At 29.0% G+C, this 21,408-nt stretch carries 23 protein-coding genes, 1 tRNA gene and 1 pseudogene; 20 read left to right on the top strand and 5 right to left on the bottom strand.

What is annotated here, in order from left to right:
* Nucleotides 1-6 precede the first annotated feature (6 nt).
* From tig to SR62_RS08740, 10 genes are all read left to right on the top strand, one after another.
* Nucleotides 7-1,341, top strand: a complete 1,335-nt coding sequence (gene tig / locus SR62_RS08785; protein WP_032604007.1) for a trigger factor — start codon at nt 7-9, stop codon at nt 1,339-1,341.
* A complete protein-coding gene (gene clpP, locus SR62_RS08780) occupies nt 1,341-1,925 on the top strand; it encodes an ATP-dependent Clp endopeptidase proteolytic subunit ClpP (protein WP_002892658.1) in 585 nt (194 codons plus the stop codon). The genes tig and clpP overlap by 1 nt, the downstream gene beginning before the upstream one ends.
* Before the next feature lie 35 nt (nt 1,926-1,960).
* The gene (def, locus tag SR62_RS08775) at nt 1,961-2,488 is read left to right on the top strand and encodes a peptide deformylase (protein ID WP_002892656.1); all 528 of its coding nucleotides are present in this window, start codon (nt 1,961-1,963) and stop codon (nt 2,486-2,488) included.
* Nucleotides 2,485-3,990: a YifB family Mg chelatase-like AAA ATPase gene (locus SR62_RS08770; RefSeq protein WP_002892655.1), complete on the top strand. Its 1,506-nt coding sequence runs from the start codon at nt 2,485-2,487 to the stop codon at nt 3,988-3,990. Before def ends, SR62_RS08770 begins: the two co-directional genes overlap by 4 nt.
* Nucleotide 3,991: 1 nt before the next feature.
* On the top strand, nt 3,992-4,690 hold the full coding sequence (locus tag SR62_RS08765) for an NYN domain-containing protein (protein WP_002826913.1): 699 nt from the start codon (nt 3,992-3,994) through the stop codon (nt 4,688-4,690).
* The gene (locus SR62_RS08760) at nt 4,674-6,044 is read left to right on the top strand and encodes an NAD(P)H-hydrate dehydratase (protein WP_147502359.1); all 1,371 of its coding nucleotides are present in this window, start codon (nt 4,674-4,676) and stop codon (nt 6,042-6,044) included. The genes SR62_RS08765 and SR62_RS08760 overlap by 17 nt, the downstream gene beginning before the upstream one ends.
* Nucleotides 6,035-6,601: a phosphoribosylglycinamide formyltransferase gene (gene purN, locus SR62_RS08755; RefSeq protein WP_002892652.1), complete on the top strand. Its 567-nt coding sequence runs from the start codon at nt 6,035-6,037 to the stop codon at nt 6,599-6,601. Before SR62_RS08760 ends, purN begins: the two co-directional genes overlap by 10 nt.
* 71 nt (nt 6,602-6,672) lie before the next feature.
* Nucleotides 6,673-7,392 carry a TerC family protein gene (locus SR62_RS08750; RefSeq protein ID WP_002892650.1) on the top strand — a complete coding sequence of 240 codons (720 nt, stop codon included), beginning with the start codon at nt 6,673-6,675 and terminating at the stop codon, nt 7,390-7,392.
* Nucleotides 7,385-7,594: an alkylphosphonate utilization protein gene (locus SR62_RS08745; protein ID WP_002857271.1), complete on the top strand. Its 210-nt coding sequence runs from the start codon at nt 7,385-7,387 to the stop codon at nt 7,592-7,594. The genes SR62_RS08750 and SR62_RS08745 overlap by 8 nt, the downstream gene beginning before the upstream one ends.
* A 9-nt stretch (nt 7,595-7,603) precedes the next feature.
* Complete coding sequence (locus tag SR62_RS08740) at nt 7,604-8,788, top strand: metallophosphoesterase (RefSeq protein ID WP_052775319.1); 1,185 nt, start codon at nt 7,604-7,606, stop codon at nt 8,786-8,788.
* Between the two features lie 13 nt (nt 8,789-8,801).
* On the opposite strand, the gene SR62_RS08735 is transcribed toward SR62_RS08740, so the two are convergent.
* Nucleotides 8,802-10,160, bottom strand: coding sequence for a hemolysin family protein (locus SR62_RS08735; protein WP_002860995.1), 1,359 nt, complete (start codon nt 10,158-10,160; stop codon nt 8,802-8,804).
* Between the two features lie 98 nt (nt 10,161-10,258).
* Entirely contained in the window at nt 10,259-11,458 is a 1,200-nt protein-coding gene (locus SR62_RS08730; RefSeq protein WP_002866340.1) for a putative transporter, read from the bottom strand.
* 191 nt (nt 11,459-11,649) lie between these two features.
* On the opposite strand from SR62_RS08730, the gene SR62_RS08725 reads away from it, so the two are divergent.
* From SR62_RS08725 to SR62_RS08705, 5 genes are read left to right on the top strand one after another with little or no spacing between them, the layout of a single operon-like run.
* On the top strand, nt 11,650-11,781 hold the full coding sequence (locus SR62_RS08725) for a lipoprotein (RefSeq protein WP_002859376.1): 132 nt from the start codon (nt 11,650-11,652) through the stop codon (nt 11,779-11,781).
* Nucleotides 11,778-12,782, top strand: coding sequence for a Fe(3+) ABC transporter substrate-binding protein (locus tag SR62_RS08720; RefSeq protein ID WP_002892647.1), 1,005 nt, complete (start codon nt 11,778-11,780; stop codon nt 12,780-12,782). Before SR62_RS08725 ends, SR62_RS08720 begins: the two co-directional genes overlap by 4 nt.
* On the top strand, nt 12,782-14,398 hold the full coding sequence (locus tag SR62_RS08715) for an ABC transporter permease (protein ID WP_074484194.1): 1,617 nt from the start codon (nt 12,782-12,784) through the stop codon (nt 14,396-14,398). Before SR62_RS08720 ends, SR62_RS08715 begins: the two co-directional genes overlap by 1 nt.
* Nucleotides 14,382-15,290 carry an ABC transporter ATP-binding protein gene (locus tag SR62_RS08710; protein ID WP_011989565.1) on the top strand — a complete coding sequence of 303 codons (909 nt, stop codon included), beginning with the start codon at nt 14,382-14,384 and terminating at the stop codon, nt 15,288-15,290. Before SR62_RS08715 ends, SR62_RS08710 begins: the two co-directional genes overlap by 17 nt.
* A 35-nt stretch (nt 15,291-15,325) precedes the next feature.
* Entirely contained in the window at nt 15,326-16,531 is a 1,206-nt protein-coding gene (locus tag SR62_RS08705) for a saccharopine dehydrogenase family protein (protein ID WP_002892643.1), read from the top strand.
* A 27-nt stretch (nt 16,532-16,558) separates the two neighbouring features.
* Here SR62_RS08705 and sodB read toward each other — a convergent pair whose 3' ends face one another.
* Nucleotides 16,559-17,221 (bottom strand): superoxide dismutase [Fe], encoded by a 663-nt coding sequence (gene sodB / locus SR62_RS08700; protein ID WP_002860986.1) that lies wholly within the window; start codon nt 17,219-17,221, stop codon nt 16,559-16,561.
* Between the two features lie 269 nt (nt 17,222-17,490).
* Here sodB and SR62_RS08695 point away from each other — a divergent pair, with 269 nt between their 5' ends.
* Nucleotides 17,491-17,673: a hypothetical protein gene (locus SR62_RS08695; protein ID WP_002851904.1), complete on the top strand. Its 183-nt coding sequence runs from the start codon at nt 17,491-17,493 to the stop codon at nt 17,671-17,673.
* Between the two features lie 135 nt (nt 17,674-17,808).
* Here the strand turns inward: SR62_RS08695 and SR62_RS08690 are convergent.
* Nucleotides 17,809-17,883 (bottom strand) — tRNA-Glu (locus tag SR62_RS08690).
* Between the two features lie 147 nt (nt 17,884-18,030).
* On the opposite strand from SR62_RS08690, the pseudogene SR62_RS08685 reads away from it, so the two are divergent.
* Nucleotides 18,031-18,595, top strand: a pseudogene (locus tag SR62_RS08685) (manganese efflux pump MntP family protein).
* Here the strand turns inward: SR62_RS08685 and miaA are convergent.
* The gene (gene miaA, locus SR62_RS08680) at nt 18,581-19,450 is read right to left on the bottom strand and encodes a tRNA (adenosine(37)-N6)-dimethylallyltransferase MiaA (protein WP_002851982.1); all 870 of its coding nucleotides are present in this window, start codon (nt 19,448-19,450) and stop codon (nt 18,581-18,583) included. The pseudogene SR62_RS08685 and the gene miaA sit on opposite strands and share 15 nt — an antisense overlap.
* A gap of 70 nt (nt 19,451-19,520) precedes the next feature.
* Between miaA and mqnP the strand changes: the two genes are divergently transcribed.
* Genes mqnP through SR62_RS08665 form a run of 3 tightly spaced genes read left to right on the top strand, consistent with a single transcriptional unit; the run spans nt 19,521 to nt 21,405 of the window.
* A complete protein-coding gene (gene mqnP / locus SR62_RS08675) occupies nt 19,521-20,405 on the top strand; it encodes a menaquinone biosynthesis prenyltransferase MqnP (protein ID WP_002851905.1) in 885 nt (294 codons plus the stop codon).
* Nucleotides 20,396-20,893, top strand: a complete 498-nt coding sequence (locus SR62_RS08670; RefSeq protein ID WP_002851641.1) for a hypothetical protein — start codon at nt 20,396-20,398, stop codon at nt 20,891-20,893. The genes mqnP and SR62_RS08670 overlap by 10 nt, the downstream gene beginning before the upstream one ends.
* Nucleotides 20,890-21,405, top strand: a complete 516-nt coding sequence (locus tag SR62_RS08665) for a DUF6115 domain-containing protein (RefSeq protein ID WP_002851715.1) — start codon at nt 20,890-20,892, stop codon at nt 21,403-21,405. The genes SR62_RS08670 and SR62_RS08665 overlap by 4 nt, the downstream gene beginning before the upstream one ends.
* Nucleotides 21,406-21,408: the final 3 nt, after the last annotated feature.

Here is a 21,408-nt window from a genome sequence, read left to right as displayed (position 1 = left end):
AAAACTATGGAAGTAAAGGCAAAGCAACTAGATTCTGTTAATGCGACTGCTAGTGTAAAAATTCCTTCAGGAATGATCAAAAATGAAGTAGAAAATTTAGCAAAAAAAGCTTCTAAAAGTGTAAAAATGGACGGGTTTAGACCAGGAAAAGTTCCTGTAAGTGCCGTACTTAAAAGATATGAAAGAGAGCTCACTCAAGATGCAGAACAAAATCTTTTTAAATCCGCTGTAAATAGCGCTTTACAAGAACTTAAAAAAGAAAATAAAGAGCTTGTAGGTGAGCCATATTTTGAAAAATTTGATCGTAAAGATGGAGAAATTATTGCTGAATTAATACTTTCTTTTAAACCTGAAATCAAACTTGAGGGTTATGAAAAACTCATCCCTGAATATCAAACTCCAAAAGTAAGTAAAAAAGAAATTGATGAGAAAAAAGATGAACTTTTAAAGCGTTTTGCTACTCCTGAAGCTATAAAAACAAAAAGAGCTTTAAAAGAAGGTGATTTTGCAAAATTTGATTTTGAAGGTTTTGTAGATGATAAAGCTTTTGAAGGTGGTAAAGCTGAAAATTATGTTTTAGAAATTGGTTCTAAGCAATTTATTCCAGGTTTTGAAGATGGTATGGTGGGAATGAAAATAGGTGAAGAAAAAGATATCAAAGTAACTTTCCCTAAAGAATACGGTGCGGCGCATTTAGCGGGTAAAGATGCAGTATTTAAAGTAAAACTACATGAGATTCAAGAGCTTAAAATTCCAGAACTTGATGATGAAATGCTTAAAAAACTTTTACCAGGAGAAGAAAAAGCTAGTGTTGAAGTTTTAGATGAAAAATTAAAAGAGCAAATCAAAAATGAAAAACTTTTCAAACTTGTAAATGATGAATTAAAAGGCAAATTTGCAGATGCTTTGATTGAAAAATATAATTTTGATTTGCCTAAAGGCATAGTAGAACAAGAAACTGATATGCAAATGCGTGCGGCTTTTAATACTTTTAGCGAAAAAGAAATTGAAGAGCTTAAAGCAAGTAAAGAAAAATATCAAGAAAAACGTGATTCTTTTAAAGAAGAAGCACAAAAAAGTGTAAAACTTACTTTTATCATTGATGAACTTGCAAAATTGCGTAAGATTGAAGTAAATGATCAAGAATTGATTCAAGCGATTTATTTTGAAGCATATCGCTATGGTATGAATCCAAAAGAGCATTTAGAAAACTATAAAAAACAAGGAGCTTTGCCTGCTGTGAAAATGGCTTTAATTGAAGAAAAACTTTTTAATGATATTTTTATGCCAAAAACAGAAAAATCGGAAAAAGTGAGCAAAAAAGAGAAAGAAGATAAATAATGTTTATTCCTTATGTTATTGAAAAATCTAGTCGTGGTGAAAGAAGTTATGACATTTATTCACGCCTTTTAAAAGATAGAATTATTATGCTAAGTGGTGAAATTCATGATGAACTTGCCGCTTCTGTCGTAGCACAACTTCTTTTTTTAGAAGCTGAAGATCCTACAAAAGATATTTATCTTTATATCAATTCTCCAGGTGGTGTAATTACAAGTGGTTTTAGTATTTATGATACTATGAACTATATCAAACCTGATGTTTGTACGATTTGTATAGGACAAGCTGCTTCTATGGGAGCATTTTTGCTTAGTTGTGGCGCAGAAGGAAAACGTTTTGCTTTGCCTAATTCACGTATTATGATTCATCAACCTTTAGGTGGAGCTAGAGGTCAAGCCACAGATATTGAAATTCAAGCCAAAGAAATTTTAAGACTCAAAACTATACTTAATGATATTTTGGCAAAAAATACTAAGCAAAAAGTTGCAAAAATAGCAAAAGATACAGAAAGAGATTTTTTCATGTCAGCACAAGAAGCTAAAGAATATGGGCTGATTGATAAGGTTTTGGAAAAAAGTTTTAAATGATTTCTTTGGAGATCATTTAAAACAAAGGCTTTTTAATGGTTAGAAAAATTATCACTTATCCTAATCCTAGACTTTTTTTAAACTCTAAAATTGTAAATAAATTTGATACAGAACTTCACACCTTGCTTGATGATATGTATGAAACTATGATAGCAAGTAATGGAGTAGGTTTAGCAGCTATTCAAGTAGATATTCCTTTGCGTGTTTTACTTGTAAATATTTTTGATGAAAACGATGAACAAAAAAAAGAAGATTTGCTAGAGATTATCAATCCTGAAATTATTCCTTTAGATGAAGAAATGATCACTTGCACAGAAGGCTGTTTGAGTGTGCCAGATTTTTTTGAAGAAGTGAAACGCTATAATCATATCTTGCTTAAATATCAAGATCGCTTTGGAGAATTTAAAGAACTTGAAGCAAAAGGTTTTTTAGCTGTGGCTATTCAACACGAAAATGATCATTTAAATGGACATTTATTTATAGAAAAAATTTCCTTTGCTAAGCGTCAAAAATTCGATAAAGAATTTAAGAAAAAGAAGAAAAATCATAAAAAAGAGAAATGAAAAAACTAAAGTGCATAAGCTTTCATGAAGGCTTAGACATTATAGAGGTAGAATCCACTTTTACAAGAGGTTTGCCAAATTTAAGCATAGTAGGGCTTGCAAGTACAGCGATTAAGGAAAGTGTCGAACGCATCAAAGCCACACTTTTAAGTTGTGATTTTGCTTTTCCTGCTAAAAAAATCACTATCAATCTTAGTCCTTCAGGCATCCCAAAAAAGGGATCGCATTTTGATTTGGCTATCGCTTTATTAATCCTTTTGCAAAATGAAGAATTAGATGACTTTTTTGTAGTAGGAGAATTAGGACTTGATGGAAGTATTAAAAGCACAAATGAGCTTTTTTCTTTGCTTTTGTTTCTCTCTGCTAAAATTAAAAAAGCTAAGATCGTTGTTCCAAAAAGTATAGCACAAAAAGCTTCCATGATACCAAATTTAGAGGTTTATGGACTTGAAAATTTAAATGAAGCAATAGAGTTTTTTAAAGAAAAAAATTATGAAAATTTTCGTTTTTCTCACAATCATCCTTTATTTGCAAACCCTTTACAAATAGAAAATGAAATTTTTTTACAAAATATGGATTTTAAACTTGATTTTAAAGACATCAAAGGGCAGGAAAAAGCCAAAAGAGCTTGTATGATAGCTGCTTTAGGTATGCATAATATCTTATTTGAAGGAAGTCCAGGAAGTGGTAAAAGTATGTGTGCTAAACGCCTTGTTTATATCATGCCTCCTCAAAGTTTAAATGAAATTTTAATGCAAAATGCTTATATGTCTTTAGATTCAAAAGATTGTGAATTTACTAAAATTCGTGCTTTTCGTCATCCTCATCATACTTCTACAAGAGCAAGTATTTTTGGCGGAGGAACAAAAAATGCTAGAATTGGAGAAGTCGCACTTGCAAATGGTGGAGTATTGTTTTTTGATGAATTTCCACATTTTAACAAGCAAATCATAGAGAGTTTAAGAGAACCTTTAGAGGATCATAAAATTCATATTTCAAGAGTAAATTCTAAAATCATTTATGAAACAAAATTTAGCTTTATAGCTGCCCAAAATCCTTGTCCTTGTGGAAATTTATTCTCCAAAAATCTTTCTTGTGTTTGTAGCGAAAATGAGATTAAAAAGTATAAAAATCACATTTCAGCTCCTATTATGGATAGGATTGATCTTTATGTAGCTATGGATGAGATCAGCAAGGATGATAAAACGAGTATAAGTTCTAAAGAAATGAGTGAAAAAATTTTACAAGCTTTTATTTTTAGTAAAAAACGGGGGCAAAAAGAATTTAATGGGAAATTAAAAGATGAAGATTTAAGTCGTTTTTGTGTATTGGAAAAAGATGCCAAAGATACGCTAGATTTAGCAATTTCACGTTATAATCTTTCTTTGCGATCGCTTAATAAAATTTTAAAAGTTTCAAGAAGTATAGCGGATTTAGAACAAAGTCTTAATATTAGCAAAACCCATATTTTAGAAGCTTTAAGCTTTAGAGCAAGGAATTAAAATGGAAAATAAAAGTATAGCTATCTTTATAGATGCAGAAAATATCCCTGCAAAATACGCTAAAAGTATTTTTGATATCGCTTCAGATTACGGAGAGGTTATCATTAAACGCATTTATGGGGATTGGACTCAAAAAAATATACAAGGTTGGAGAGAGCAAATTGCTGAATATTCTTTAATCGCTATGCAACAATTTAATTTTGCAGCCAACAAAAACTCAAGCGATATGTATTTAATCACTGAAATTATGTCCATATTTTATGAAAAAAATATAGATATTTTTGTTATTGTTTCAAGCGATAGTGATTATACTTCACTCATTCAAAAATTAAGAGAAAATAAAAAACAAGTTATAGGAATGGGGCTTGAAAAGTCTATAAAATCTTATGTAAATGCCTTTAGTGAATTTTTTTATTTAGATAAAGATGAGAGTAAAAAAGAAGATATTTTAAGTAAGGATTATTTAAGAGCTTTAATCAATATCACCGAACAACTTATCGATGAAAAAGGGCGTGCCGAATACGCACAAATCCGCACTAATATGAACCGCAAATACTCGGATTTTCATCCGCAAAATTATGGTTTTAAGAATTTTCGTGCTTTGATCCAGAAATTTTTACCCAAAATGAAAAAATTTGAAGAAGAAAGAGAAAAAAATATATATTTTTTGGTGAAAAAAGATTATGAAAGCTATTATTGATAATATAAAAATTTTAGAACAAAATACTATAAATAAAGGCTTAGATGAGCTTATTTTAATGGAAAATGCGGGATTAAATTTAGCCAAGCTAATTAAAAAAGAAGCTAAAAAAATTCGCATTCAACGCAAGATTAGAAAAGTAAAAATACTTTTTTTATTAGGCGGGGGTAACAACGCTTCAGATGGCTTGGTGGCTTTAAGAAATTTAAAACACGCTAAAGCTTATAAAATAGGCTTTAAAGAAAATACGCTTTTTAAAAAACAAGAGCAAATTTTACAAAATTATGCTTTTAAATTTTGTAAAAAAGAACCCAATTTTAAAAAATTTCATATTATCATTGATTGTATTTTAGGTACAGGTTCAAATCGTTGTTTAGATGAAAAAACAAGTTTAATTATTCAAAAAGTTAATCAAAGTAAGGCTTTAAAAATAGCTTGTGATATACCTACAAATTTGGGATTTTATCCTTGTTTTAAAGCTGATATTACATTTTGTATGGGAGCTTTAAAGGAAATTTTACTTGAAGATTTTGCTAAGGAATTTGTAGGAAGGATTAAAATAGCCAATTTAGGCATTAGATCTAAGAAATTTTACCCTAATTCTCAAGCTTTTTTGCTTGAAAAAAAAGATTTAAAAACTATAGATAGAAAAATCAACGCCAATAAAGGAAATTTTGGCCATATTTATATAGTTGCCAATGCAAGTGCTGGAACTTTAGCAGGACTTGGAGCCTTAAATTTTGGAGCAGGTCTTGTTTCTTTAGTAGCACAAAAAAGTTTCTCGCCTCTTTTGATGTTAAAAGAAAAAATTGAAAATAATGCAAGTGCTATTGCTTTAGGCATGGGGCTTGAAAATTTGGATTTCCTAAAAGATGAAATTTTGCAAAACACTCCTTTGATCTTGGATGCAAATTGTTTTTTAAGTGAAGCTTTGCTTTGGTATTTAAACAGAAAAGATGTTGTTATAACCCCTCATCCAAAAGAATTTATAAAACTTTATAAAATGTGCTTTGATGAGGATTTAGATATAGAAACATTGCAAAAAAATCGCTTTTTCTATGCTAGAAAATTTTCGCAAAATTATGATTGTGTTCTTGTTTTAAAAGGAGCTAATCCTATTATTGTGCAAAAAGAAAAATTATTTGTTGTAAATTTAGGAAATCAAGCCTTAGCTAAAGGTGGGAGTGGAGATGTTTTAAGTGGAATGATTGCTGCACATTTAGGTTTTGGTTTTAGCGCTTTAGAAGCAGCAAAAAATGCTACTTTAGCTCATGGACTTGTTGCAAAAAAATATAAATTTAATAAAAATAGCTTTGACGCTTTAAAACTTATCAAAGGATTAAAATGCTTGTAAAATTAGCTGTACTTTTTAGTGGAAATGGAAGTAATTTAGAAAATATTTTAGAAAAACTTCATAAAAAAACCATAGGGGAAAATACCTATGAAGTAGTACTTTGCCTTTGCAATAAAAAAGATGCTTTTGGTATACAAAGGGCAAAAAAATTTGGTCTTGATACTGTAATTGTTGATCATAAAGCTTATAATACTCGTGAAGAATTTGATACGATTTTGGTACAAAAAATCAAAGAAAGTGGAGCAAATCTTACTGTATTGGCAGGTTTTATGAGAATTTTAAGTCCTGTTTTTACAAAAAATATTAAGGCAATTAACCTTCATCCTTCTTTATTGCCACTTTTTAAAGGAGCACATGCTATTAAAGAAAGTTATGAAAGTGATATGAAAGTGGCTGGAGTCAGTGTGCATTGGGTCAATGAAGAACTTGATGGTGGAATGATTATCGCTCAAAAAGCTTTTGAAAAAAGAAATTTGAGTTTTGAAGAATTTGAAAAAAAAATCCATAGCCTAGAACATGAAATTTTACCCTTAAGTGTGATTGAAATTTTTTCTTAAAGAATTAAAGGTATTTGCTTTAAAACTATAAAATATCGCTTTAAAAAATTTTAAAATTTTCAAGGAAATTTATGTTTGAATGGATATTTAGTATTGATGCTTGGATTACTTTAGCTACTTTAAGCGCTCTTGAAATTGTACTAGGGATAGATAATATCATTTTTTTAGCTATTTTAGTAAGCAAACTACCCCCTGAACATCGTGATAAGGGACGTATCTTAGGTTTAGCTTTTGCAATGATTACAAGAATTTTACTTCTTTTATCTCTTTTTTGGGTAATGAAACTTGTAACACCTTTGTTTAGTGTATTGGGCAATGAAATTTCAGGAAGAGATCTAGTGCTTTTACTAGGTGGGCTTTTCTTGATTGTAAAGTCTATTAAAGAAATTAAAGAGCAAATTTCTCATCAAGAAGAAAGTCAAAGTCATTTTAAAGCAAGCAATAAACTTTGGATAGTTGTAGCTGAAATTGCTGTGATTGACATAGTGTTTTCGCTTGATAGTGTTATTACCGCAGTAGGAATTGCTCAAGATGTAACCATCATGATTATCGCTGTTATTATTGCAGTAGGCGTGATGCTTTTTGCTTCTAAACCTATAGCAGATTTTGTTGAAAAATATCCAAGCATTAAAATTTTAGCCTTAGCTTTTTTGGTGCTAATAGGCGTAGTTTTAGTTGCTGAAAGTTTTGATATTCATATTGATAAGGCATATATTTATACTGCTATGGCTTTTGCTTTAGTGGTGCAAATTTTAAATATTTTAGATCAAAGAAAGGAAAAAAATGGCTAAAGACGCTAATGGAACAGAACTTAACGCAGGTGATAGCGTGAGTGTAATAAAAGATCTTAAGGTTAAGGGTGCAAGTACAACTTTAAAACGTGGAACTACTATAAAAAATATTAAGCTCACTTCTAAAGAAGGTGAAATTGAGGCTAGAGTGGATAAATTTGGCGTTATTGTTTTAAAAACTGAATTTTTAAAGAAAATCTAGGCAAAGAATGTGCGAATCTTACTTGTTTTAAGAGGGAATTATTACGCAGGACAAGAAGAATTTATCAAAAATAATAAACTTCAAAATTATACACTTGATTTAAATGCTTTGCGTCTTTTATCAGGAAGCGTTAAAAATATAGTCAGTGAATATAAAATTTTAAATGTTAAAAATGATGAAGATTTAAGTAAAATTTTACTCAAACTTCTAGAAATGCGTATGCAAAAAGGTGAGTTTTGCATCATAAACGCTTACAATGAAACATTAAAAATTTATAAAGACTTAGCTAAACAATATCGCTATAAAATGTATGTTATTGTTTTTGATAGCTCTTTAAAACAATGTCAAGAAAAAAATCTTTTAGAAGCTAAAAAAAATGGATATATCATCCCTTATGCTCTTTTGGAAAAAACTCAAGATTTACTCAAAAAAAATCCAAAAAAATACCCAATTTTAGACTCGAGCGACTGGAAAAAATGTCTTTACCAAATGCCAAATTTAAGCAAATATAAAAAAATTCATCATATAGGAGATTTACAAGGTTGTTATAGTGTTTTAAAAGAATACATTAAAACAATCAAAGAAGATGAATTTTATATATTTTTGGGAGATTATATCAACAGAGGTATAGAAAATGGCAAAGTAATAAAATTTCTTTTAAAAATTTGCGAAAAAGAAAACGTATGCTTATTAGAAGGAAATCACGAAAGACATCTTATAAAATGGGCTAATGGAGAATTGTCAAATTCCAAAGAATTTAATGAAAATACTTTAAAGGATTTTAGAAAAGAAAAACTTACTCCAAGAGATGCTAGAAAACTCTATCCTCATCTAAAAGAATGTTTATACTACAAATTCCAAAATAAATTCATATTTTGTTCACATGGAGGAGTAAATTTTATACCCTCCAAACCTGAAAAAATAAGTTTTATACCAAGCCATGACTTTATTTATGGTGTAGGTGGATATGAAGACAGTCAAAAAGTAGCAAATCAATTTTGTAATTTCACCTCGGACAATCTTTATCAAATCTTTGGACACAGAAATAAAGAAAAACTTCCTATGAAAATAGCCAAAAGAGTATTTTTATGCGAGGGTAAAATAGATGATGATGGATATTTACGCGTAGTTACACTAGATGAAAAAGGTTTTGAGTGTATAGAAATTAAAAACCAAATTTACAAAAAGAAATAAAGCCTAAAGAGGCTTATTCTTCATCTTTATTTGTTTTTTTAACCACCTTAACACGCTCTATAGAATTCCCATCCATTTTTTTAACTTCATAGTAACAAAGTTCATCTTCAATGCGATCTCCTACTATAGGCAAGCGTCCTAAAAGATTAAATACATATCCACCTATAGTAACTTGTTCTAAATCCTCATCATAGTTTATTACAAGCATTTCTTCAACAGTTTCTATATCGCATCGTCCTTGAAATTCATAGATATTTTCAGCAAGTTTTTTATAGCTGTCTTCTTCATGCTCACTTTTAATTTCGCCAATAATTTCTTCCATGATATCTTCCATGGTTAAAATTCCAGCAGTTCCACCATACTCATCAACTACTAATGCAGTATGAGAGCGTTCTTTATTCATCATTACAAGTACTTTTGAAATGCTGATATTTTCAGGAACCAAAATCAAAGGTTTAACAAAAGTATCTAAATTTTGACTTTTATGGCTTAATTCATTTTGTATTATATCTCGTATGTGTATCATCCCTAAAATAGTATCTTTAGAACCGTCAATATAAGGAAAGCGAGTATGTTTATGCTCACAAATGATTTGCATATTTTCTTCGTAACTTTTTTGTTTATTTAGACAAATCATATCTTTTCTAGGAGTCATAATCTCTTTAGCAACAGTATCTGAAAAATCAACAGCATTGCGTATGATCTCTGTTTCAAATTCATCTAAAACTCCACCTTTTTGACTCTCACTTGCTATGATTTTAATTTCTTCTTCGCTATGAGTTAGCTCGCTTTCTTTAGCAGGTTTTATTCCAAAAAGTTTCAAACTTATAGCTGCTAAAAAATCGAAAATTTTAATACAAGGCAAAAAGAGTATCCAAAACCAATGAAGAGGTCTAGCTATAAATAAAACCGCTTTATCTGCAACTGCAATAGCTATACTTTTTGGCACAAGTTCTCCTAAAACCACATGTAAAAGAGTAATAATACTAAAAGCAATAATAAAAGCTATAGTATGGATAATAACAGTGCTAAAACCAAGATTAATAAGCGGAATTTCTAGCATTTTTGCAATAGCAGGCTCACCTATCCAACCAAGAGCTAGAGAACTTAAAGTGATTCCTAATTGACAAGCACTAAGATAAGTATCAAGTCTTGAAGTAACCTCCAAAGCTTTCTTGGCACCAGCTTTTTTTTCTTTTACCATCTCTTCAAGCTTGGAACGACGTACTTTAACAATACTAAATTCAGACAAAACAAAAAAACCATTTAAAAACACTAGAGCAAGTGCAACAACAACCATAAGTATAGAATATCCTGCATCAAAAGATGCTGTAGAAGTTTGGTTTAAATCCAAAACCTGACTGGGGTCCAATGAAGCTCCTTAAGAAATAAAATATTATTAAACCTTATTATACACAATTAAAAGTAAATTTAATATTTGAATTTTTTCTTGTATTTTATAAGAAAAAACTAAGACTTATAAGAAATATTTTTCTCAAATTCTTTTAAACGCTTATATATACTTCTAAGTTGAGTGATAGTTGTCCAGTTTGTGATAAAAACACTAAAAGAGCTTCGTACTTGATCAAAAGCATTGTTAATCTGCATTACAATACCAAGTCCTATAGCTCCGGCAAAAAGCCCTGGTGCCATGATTAAAAATGGCACTATAACTATCATTTGCTCAAATAAAATGAGCCAAATATTAAAATATCCATAATGTAAAAAAAGTCTTTTATAGTTAAATTTAAGCCCTGTAAAAAGCTCTATCATAGTCTCATTTTTAGCGTATTCTTTGCGATTATCCTCAGCATAAACAAGCTCTTTTCTAAAAGCTGCTTCAGCTTTTTGATTGTTATATTCAAGTCCAGGAAGCTTAATACCTACAAACCATGACACAACCAAGCCTCCTAAAGAAATCAAAAGTGCAATATAAACAAGCAAACCATCAATGTTTTTTAAAAAATAAAAAGAAGAATTTTCACTTAAATTTGCAAATAAAGCTTTACTCACAACATCACTTAAACTCCATAAAATCGGGATAAATGCTACAAGGGTCATCAAAGCTTTTATAAAACTAAGTCCTAAACTCTCTACGATTTTAGAAAAATTATAAGTATCTTCTTGAATTCTTTGCGAACTTCCTTCTATATTGTCATCTTTATTTTTCCAAAATTTTAAATAAGAAAAAGTCATAGCCTCACGCCACTTAAAAGCATAGACACTAGCAAAATAGATATTAATCGTAGCGATTAAAACATAAGGAATAGCAATAGCTAAAAAAACTAAAATCAAAGCATAAAAATCATTTGCTGAATAATTTGGCTTTTCAATCATAGCCCTAGAGTTGAAAAAATATTCTAATAAATTTTGATAATAATACAATGCACCTTTATTGATAAAATTAGCTTTTTGGAAATTTTGCTCAGCTCTTTGATTAGCCTCTTGGATTAAAGTGGTATTATTTTCAAGATTTTCTTCTATTTTTTGCGTAGAATTAGAATCCAAAAGTTCTATTTTTGGCTTTTGTAAAACATTGTAAAAATCACTATACCATGAATTGATTGCAACATTTAAGCTTGTTTGTATATATAAGAAAAATAACAGTAAAAAAAGTCCCAAATAAGCCCATAAAGCCCATTTTTTACTTGCAAAAAATGAAGAAAACATGCTACCACCTTTTAAAAGAAAAATTTTAATCAACTTTATTTAATCAAGAGTTTATTAAAAATCATAAATTTATCAACACATGTGTCAAAAATAAACCTCTTTATTCTTTAAAGAAATATAAAAATATAAAGATTACGTCATATTTACTTTTTAATATTAATATTTCTTATCAAAATATCTAAAAGGAATTAATGTCTATGAAAAAAATAATTTTATTTTTATTATGCGTTGGCTTTGCTTTTGCTTGCTCTGAACATTCTCATACCGACTTTAAAGATCTTAATAAAACCGAGTATAATTCTCAATTAAAGGATAAAATATGAAAAAAATCTTCTTTATGTTTTTAACGGCTGTTTCATTTTTAGGTGCTAGTGAGCTTAATATTTACTCAGCAAGACATTATAATGCTGATTTTGAAATCATCAAAAAATTCGAAGAAAAAACAGGTATTAAGGTCAATCATACTCAAGCTAAAGCTTCAGAACTTATTAAAAGACTTTCTCTTGAAGGAAGTAATTCTCCTGCTGATATTTTCATCACAGCTGATATTTCAAATCTTACAGAAGCTAAGAATTTAGGACTTTTATCCCCTGTTTCATCAAAATATTTAGAAGAATTTATACCCGCTCATTTAAGAGATAAGGATAAAGAATGGTTTGCGATTACAAAAAGAGCAAGAATTATTGCTTACAACAAAAACGCAAATATCGATATTAGCAAAATGAAAAATTATGAAGATTTAGCAAAAGCTGAATTTAAAGGAGAAATTGTTATGAGAAGTGCTACAGCTCCTTATAGCAAAACTCTTTTAGCATCTATTATAGCTAATGACGGAAATAAAGAGGCTAAAGCATGGGCTAAAGGTGTGCTTGAAAATCTTGCGACAAATCCAAAGGGTGGGGATAGAGATCAAGCCAAACAAGTATTTGCAGGCGAAGCTAAATTTGCAGTTATGAATACTTATTATATAGGGCTTTTAAAGAATTCTAAAAATCCAAAAGATGTAGAAGTGGGGAATTCTTTGGGTATTATTTTTCCTAATCAAGACAATAGAGGAACGCATATTAACATTAGCGGTATTGCTATGACAAAATCAAGTAAAAATCAAGATGCGGCTAAAAAATTTATGGAATTTATGTTAAGTCCTGAAATTCAAAAAACTCTTACTGATAGTAATTATGAATTTCCTATAAGAAATGATGTAGAATTAAGCCAAACTGTAAAAGATTTTGGAACTTTCAAAGAAGATCAAATCCCTGTGAGTAAGATAGCAGAAAATATTAAAGAAGCTGTTAAAATTTACGATGAAGTCGGTTTTAGATAATGTATAAATCCCTAAAATACTATAAACTCTGGGCAATTTTACTTGCCCTTTTTCTTGCTTTGCCTATTTTTGGTATTTTTGCTGAACTTTTTTATATTTTATTTCAAAATTTTAATGCAAGTGATTTAACCCAATTTTCATCTATTAAAGAAAATTTGAGTCATTTTTTTGATTATTTATTTTTAAAATTCATCAAAGATACTTTTATAATTAGCGTGGGAGTATTGTGTTTAAGCTTGATTTTGGGTGTGAGTTCTGCTTATTTGATCGCAAATTATGATTTTTATTTCTGTAAAATTTTAGAAAAATTACTCATTTTACCCTTGGCTATACCTGCTTATATTTTAGCCTTTGTTTATGTAGGAATTATGGATTTTCAAGGATTTTTTCACGAAAATTTTGGCTTTAGGATAGATTTTTTCAATCATTATGGTGTTATTTTTGTTTTGTCTATTTCTTTATATCCTTATATTTATTTATTTGCTAAAACAGCTTTTAAAAGTGAAGCCAAAGAGGCTTATGAAGTAGCTAAAATCATGAAATATTCTGAATTTAGAATTTTTACACGCGTGGCACTTTTGAGTGCAAGACCTGCCATTTTTTCTGGAACTTTATTGGTTTTAATGGAAACTTTGAGTGATTATGGTGCAAGTGCTTATTTGGGAGTGGATACTTTTTCAGCTGGAATTTTTAAACTCTGGTATGATTTGAATGATTCTTATTCTTCTAGTGTTTTATCGGGTATTTTAATGCTTTTTGTATTTTTGATTATGTATGTGGATTTTTATTATAAAAATAAACATCATTATAGTTTTAATCAAAATTTAACTCTTTTTATCAAAAAAAGAAAATTAAATCCTATTAAACAAATTCTATCCTGTATTTATTGTTTTATGATTGCTTTTGTAGGTTTTATTTTACCTTTTATTTGGCTAGTTTATTGGGGGCTAAAAGATCATAAGCTTTTTGAATCACAATTTTATATTATCAGTTTTAAAACTATAATCTTAGCTTTAATCACTGCTTTAATTACCACTTTTTTAGCTTATTTTTTGATGTTTAGTTCTAGGATAGTTAAAAATCATTTTTTTAATTTATTTATTTTAAAAATAAGTTCTTTGGGTTATTCTATACCTGCTGCTGCTTTAGGGATTAGCATTATAGTGCTTTTTGTATTTTTGGATAAAATTTTTCACATGAGTTTATTAGGAAATTCTTTATTTGTTCTTATTTTTGCTTATATAATTCGTTTTTTAGCGAGTGCAATTTATTCTTTAGAAGGAGGATATAATAAAATTCATCTAAATATTGATGAGGCAAGTTTAAATTTAAGAACGAGTTATTTTATTTTATTTTTTAAAATTCACACACCTTTAATGAAACATTTTTTATTTTTGGCTTTTATTATTGTTTTTATTGATACGATTAAAGAACTTCCTTTAAGTAGAATTTTAGCACCTTTTGGCTTTGAAACTTTAAGTGTTAAAGCTTTCTGGTTTGCAAGTGATGAAAGAATTTATGATGCAGCTTTGCCTTCCTTATTTATCGTTTTTCTTTCTTTAATGGTTGTTGTTTGGATGGATAAAATCACAAGGAAAGATGATGTTAGAAATTAAAAATTTATCTAAAAATTTTGGAAAAATACAAGCTTTAGAAAATATCAATCTTCATGTCAAAGAAGGAGAATTTTTAAGCATTTTAGGGGGTAGTGGAAGCGGAAAAAGCACGCTTTTAAGGATTATTGCTAAGCTTGAACAAGCTAGTTCTTATGATTTGTTTTCTTGCAAAGGTGAAGTGGCTTTGATGTTTCAAAATTATGCTTTATTTCCTCATTTAAATGTTGAAAAAAACATACTTTTTGCACTTTATGATAAAAAAGATAAAAATCAAATTTTAAATCATTTGCTTAAAACTTTTGAAATTGAAGATTTAAGATATAAAAAAATCGATGAAATTTCAGGAGGGCAAGCGCAAAGAGTGGCTTTTGCTAGAGCTATAGCAAGAGGATGTAAGCTTTTGCTTTTAGATGAACCTTTTTCTAATTTGGATCAAAATTTAAAACAAGATTTAAGAAGAGAATTGAAAAAAATGATAGAAAATCAAGGCATTACGGCTATTATGGTAACTCATGATATTGAAGATGCTTATTGTATGTCTAATCAAATCGCTTTTTTAGAAAAAGGAAAAATTTTAGCTCATGCAAATCCTAAAGAGCTTTATTTTAAGCCTGATTTTAAAAGTGCGCAAATTTTACCTGATTTAAATATCATAGAAGAAAAACTTGATTTAGAAGATGAATTTTTTGCTTGGATAGCTTCAAAAAATTATATTTTTGGTTATGCAGAGCTTAAAATAGGAAATCGTTTTGAGGCTAAAATTTTACAAAAAGAATTTTTAGGGGCTTTTTATAGACTTAAGTTAAGATATAAAAATATAGAATTTTTTATGTTATTAAGCTCAAATTATAACTTAGAAGAAAAAATAAATTTTGATATTATCAATTTTTAGCTAAAATTCCTAAAAATCTTTTAAGGACAAATTTCATGAAAAATCTTTTAATCATAGGCGCAGGTGGAGTAAGTCGTGTGGCTACTGTAAAATGCGCAATGAATTCTGATACTTTTAGTAAAATTACTTTAGCTAGTAGAACAAAAAGCAAATGTGATGAAATCGCTGCTTTTATCAAAGAGCGTTTAGGGGTTCAAATTGAAACGGCGCAAATTGATGCTGATGATAGCAATGCGGTTGTAGAACTTATCAAGAAAACAGGAGCGCAAATTTTACTCAATGTTGCTTTGCCTTATCAAGATTTGAGTTTAATGGATGCTTGTATAAAAGCAGGGATTGATTATATAGATACGGCAAATTATGAACATCCTGATTTGGCTAAATTTGAATACAAAGAGCAATGGGCGAGAAATGATGAGTTTAAACAAGCAGGAATTTTAGGACTTTTAGGAAGTGGATTTGATCCTGGTGTAACTAATGTTTTTTGTGCTTATGCACAGCAAAATTTATTTGATGAAATTTCTTATATAGATATTTTAGATTGCAATGCAGGTGATCATGGCTATGCTTTTGCGACCAATTTTAACCCTGAAATCAACCTGCGTGAGGTTTCTGCTAAAGGGCGTTATTGGGAAAATGGCAAGTGGATAGAAACAGAACCGATGGAAATAAAAATGGAGTGGAATTATCCAGAAGTAGGAGTGAAAGATAGCTATTTGCTTTATCATGAAGAACTTGAAAGCTTGGTAAAAAATATCAAGGGTTTAAAAAGAATACGCTTTTTTATGACTTTTGGACAAAGTTATTTAACTCATATGAAATGCCTTGAAAATGTTGGAATGCTAGGGATTAAACCTGTGATGCACCAAGGAAAAGAAATCATTCCTATAGAATTTTTAAAAACCTTGCTTCCTGATCCTGCGAGTTTGGGGCCACGCACTAAAGGTTATACCAATATAGGTTGCGTGATTCGTGGTAAAAAAGATGGAAAAGACAAGCAAGTTTATATTTATAATGTTTGCAATCATGAAGAATGTTACAAAGAAACTGGTGCACAAGCTGTGAGCTATACTACAGGTGTTCCTGCTATGATAGGTACGAAATTAATCGCTAAAGGAATTTGGCAAGGAAAAGGCGTGTTTAATATGGAAGAATTTGACGCTAAGCCTTTTATGGAAGAGCTGAATTCTCAAGGACTTCCTTGGAAGATTATCGAAATGACTCCGAGTTTAGGAGAGTAAAAAAGGCATCGTTTTGATGCCTTTAAATTATTTTATAGGGTGAAGTTCATTTGCATAAAAGCTAACTGATCCCATGCCTTCTTTTAAAGCCCATTCATAAGCTTTTGCAACAAATTCCCAATTAATATGAGCATAGAATTTCTCTAAATAAGCAGGGCGTGCATTGCGATGATCTACATAATAAGCATGTTCCCAAACATCTACAACAAGTAAAGGAACTTTATCTTCGGTAATTGGTGTAGCTGCATTTGAAGTACCTACAAATTCTAGTTTTTGATTTTTAGTATTATAAACTAACCAAAACCATCCTGAACCAAAAACTCCTGTAGCACCTTTGATGAATTCAGCTTTGAAATTTTCTAAAGATCCAAATTCTTTTTCTAGTGCCGCTTGTAAATTAGCATCTATACTTTGACATGAACCGCCACAGCCACAGCCTGTACTTGGCTTAATGCAATCAAAATAAAAATCATGATTATAAACTTGAGCTGCGTTATTAAATACGCCCCCATTTGAAGTTTTGATAATACTTACAAGATCTTTACCTGCAAATTCAGTATCTTTAATAAGATTATTTAGATTTGTAACATAAGTATTGTGATGTTTTCCATGATGATAGCTAAAAGTTTCAGCACTCAAAAAATCACCAAAAGCATTGGTATCATAAGGTAATTTTCTTAATTCAAACATAATTTCTCCTTTATTTTTAGTTTGATATTGAAAATATTACCATAATAATATTAAAAAGAGTAAAAATATCTTAAAAGCTTAGTGGGTAAAATTTCTATTTATTTAACCTAAATAAAATAAGATATATTTATAATATATTTTAATAATAATTTAAATATATATATAAAAAATTATATTTTTTTGAAATATTTTTACAAAAAATATCTATTTGTTGATTTTTAATAATTACAATTAATTTGCAACTAAAAATTATTCATAAGGAGGAAAATATGAAAAAAGTTGTACTAATCTCAGCATTACTAGGTGCTTTCGCAGCTAATGTTTTTGCAGCTAATACTCCAAGCGATGTAAATCAAACACATACAAAAGCTCATCATTCAAAAGCTAAAGCTGATAAAAAACATGAAGCTAAAACTCACAAAAAAACAAAAGAGCAAACACCAGCTCAATAATGCCCAGCCTTGATATAAGTCTATAATAGACTTATATCAAAAGCTATTCGTATTCTACAAAATAAATTATTAATATTTATTAAATTTCAATAGAAAAAATGAAAAAATTGTTATTTTAAAAGAAAAATTAAAAAGTGGTGACCCATACGAGACTCGAACTCGTGTTACCGCCGTGAAAGGGCGATGTCCTAACCGCTAGACGAATGGGCCACTTTTAAGGAGTAAAAAATAAAAATGAAATTGAATTATATATATTTATTTCTTAAAATTTAATTAAATATATCAAAATTATGTGATTTTTATCTTTGTTTGATTATAATTTCATCTTCAATTTTTTATAAAATTTTAGGATTTGTTATGGATTTTTATAGTCTTATTTTTTTATCCTGTGCTTTAGGAATGGATGCTTTTGCTGTATCACTATGCAAAAGGTTTTAGTGTTAAAAAACTACATTTAAAACATTATCTTATTGTTGGAATTTATTTTGGTGGATTTCAAGCTTTGATGCCAACTATTGGTTATTTTATAGGCATAACTTTTGCATCTTTTATTGCGAGTATTGATCATTGGATAGCTTTTATTTTACTTTCTTTAATAGGATTAAAAATGATCAAAGAGTCATTGGAAAATGAAAATTGCGATAGTAATGCCAATCAATTTGGCTTTAAAACCATGCTAGCTTTAGCAATTGCTACGAGTATCGATGCACTAGCAGTTGGTGTGAGTTTTGCATTTTTAAATGTAAATTTATTATTAGCTATATTTTTAATAGGTATTATCACCTTCATTTTATGTATCATTGCTCTAAAAATAGGGAATAAATTTGGAATTTATCTTAAAAATAAAGCTGAACTTTTAGGCGGATTGGTTTTAATTATACTAGGAGTAAAAATTCTAATAGAACATTTATTTTTCGATTGAAAATTTCATTCTTAAAGTAGCTAAAGCTTTATCAAATTCCAAGGCTTTACTTTGAAATTTTTTATTAAAAGTTCTTTGTCTTTTGGCAAGTTGTGTAGTATGTATCGTGATTAAATTTTCAAGCTCTTTAAAGGAAATTTCTCCATCTAAATATTCTTTACACTCTTTCAAACCTATAGAATTTAATGCTTTAAGTTTATGATCAAATTTAGAAAAAAGAATTTTTGCTTCATCTAAAAGTCCATTATCAAGCATTTCTTTTGTTCTAGTTTTAATACGTTTTTTTAAAATTTCTTTATCCCACGCAAGCTCATAAATTTCTATATCTTTAAGCACCCCAGTTTTTTGTGTTCTTTTTAAAAATTCACTAGGAATTTCTCTTGTTTGTTCATAAATACCCAGCCATTTTTTTAATCTATAAGTATCATTTTTTTCTATTTTATAGTTTGGATCAATATTTAATAAAAGAGCATAAATTTCATCGTTATTTAAAGAACTCTTTGACTCTAAGGTTTTTTCACTTAAACCATCTATCATAGTTTTTAAATAAAATCCAGTTCCACCTACTATAATTAGAGGTAAATTTCTAGCTAAAGCAAATTCTTTTGCTTTTTGATATTCTCTTATGAATAACTCAACATTAAAATGTTCATTCACGCTCAATAAATTTACCCCAAAGTATTTTATACTCGCAAGATCATCTTGTGAAGGCTTGGCACTTGCTATATTAATCTCTTTATAAACACAAAGACTATCAAGACTTAAAACAACAGCATTAAATTCTCTTGCTAAAGTATTGGCTATGTATGTTTTTCCACTCGCGGTTGTTCCTATTAATGCTATTTCAAAAAACATTTTAATATTTATCCTAAAATTTATAAAAATTTTAGTAAAATCATAGCAAAAAATATTTTAAAGTAGAAAAATGAACACATTCTGGATAAAATTTAAAGATATTTTAGAACTTGTAGTATTTAAGCATTCTATTTTTGCTTTGCCTTTTTTATTTTCCTCTATGATTGTAGCATCAAAACTTGCAAATGACACTGCTTGGTTTGGTTTTAAGGCGTTGATTTTAGGCATTATTTGTGCAGTAAGTGCAAGAAATTTTGCCATGGCTACAAATCGTTTAATGGATGAAGATATAGATAAGGATAATCCTCGTTGTGCAAATCGCCCTAATGTCAGTGGAAAAATAGGTAGAAAAAGCGTATGGATTTTTATCATTATTAATGCACTTATTTTTATATCATGTTCTTATTTTATTAATACCTTGGCCTTTTATTTGTCTTTTCCTGTGCTTTTGGTATTGGCTATTTATTCAGCTTTTAAGCGCTTTAGTTCTTTAGCACATTTAGTTTTAGGATTTTGTTTAGGACTTGCGCCTATTGCAGGAAGTGTTATAATTATGGGTGAAATTCACATTTATAGCGTTATTTTATGTTTAGGTGTAACTTTTTGGACAGCTGGGTTTGATCTGCTTTATTCTTTACAAGATATGGAGTATGATAAAAAAATAGGACTTCACTCTATTCCTGCTAAATTTGGTTCAAAGGCTACTTTATTTATATCATCTTTTTGCCATATTTTAGCGGTATTATTTTGGCTTCTTTTTGTGTGGGAAGTTTGGGGTGTAGCACTTGGAAAAATAGCACTTATTGGGGTAATTATAAGCGGTATTATTTTAGCCTTGGAACATAAAATTGTTCATAAGAATTTTGCTCATATTGATAGAGCATTTTTTACTCTAAATGGTTATTTAAGTATTATCTTTTTTATTTTTATTTGGATTGATTTATTATGGAATTAGCACTTTTTAAAGCAGGATTTGAAGCTCATTTAGAATGTTGTGAAATAGAAAATAACCGTTTTCTTGGAGAATACCTAAAACTTGGAGCAATTTCTCAAATTTTAAAATGGAAAAAACTTGCTTTACGCATTGATTTTGACGAGGGTGAAAAAATTATTTTTGATCTTCTTTTAAGTCTAAAAGAAGATATTTTAAGACTTGAAAATTCTTTAGATAAAAATAAAGAACTTATACCACTTAAGCAAAAAGGGGTAATAGAATCTTTAAATTTTGAGTATCTAAATTTTTTGGATACTATTTTAGAAGAAGATAAAGAATATTATTTAAGATTTGATTTAAATAATCAAAAAATAGCTATTTTTATCAAAGCTCAAAGTCAAACATTGGCAAAAATTATCAAAATTAAGCCTGAAGACAAAATGGCTTTTGATGCTTTTGTTGTTGAAATCCAAAGAAATATGATAAGAAATAAGAAAGGCCAAGAATGAGTGATGATGTACTTTATTTAGTTTTTATAATTGTGCTTTTAATTGCAATGCTAGCCTACATGAATATCAAAGAAAGAGAAAATAATGCAAAAATAGCAAAACTTCAAAATGTGATAGAAGATATTACCAAAGAACTTCATTATTTTCGTAAAGAATTAGGAGTTAAAGATGATAGCGAAGAGGATGAAGACTATAAAACCTCTCTTTTAAAAGAAGAAATTATGATTGAACTTGATAAACAAATCAGTTCAAAAATCACTCCTGTTTTAAGAACACTAAAAACTATGGAACATATCATAGAAGATTTTCAAAATGAACAACAAAATCGTCTTTTAAATTTGGAACAAAAAGCACAAAGCATGGCTAAACTTACACCAAATTACGATACAGAAGAACAAAAAATAGAAAATCTTTTCAAAGAAGGAAAAAGCATAGAACAAATCGCTAAAGATTTACGCATTGGCACTGGAAATGTAGAACTTGTCTTAAAATTTAAGAAATTAATAAAATAGAAT

The sequence above is a fragment of the Campylobacter sp. 2014D-0258 genome, from assembly GCF_008000495.1.
GTDB lineage: Bacteria > Campylobacterota > Campylobacteria > Campylobacterales > Campylobacteraceae > Campylobacter_D > Campylobacter_D jejuni.
The sequence above is the reverse complement of the archived record's forward strand: the minus strand, read 5'-3'. Positions and strand labels throughout refer to the sequence as shown.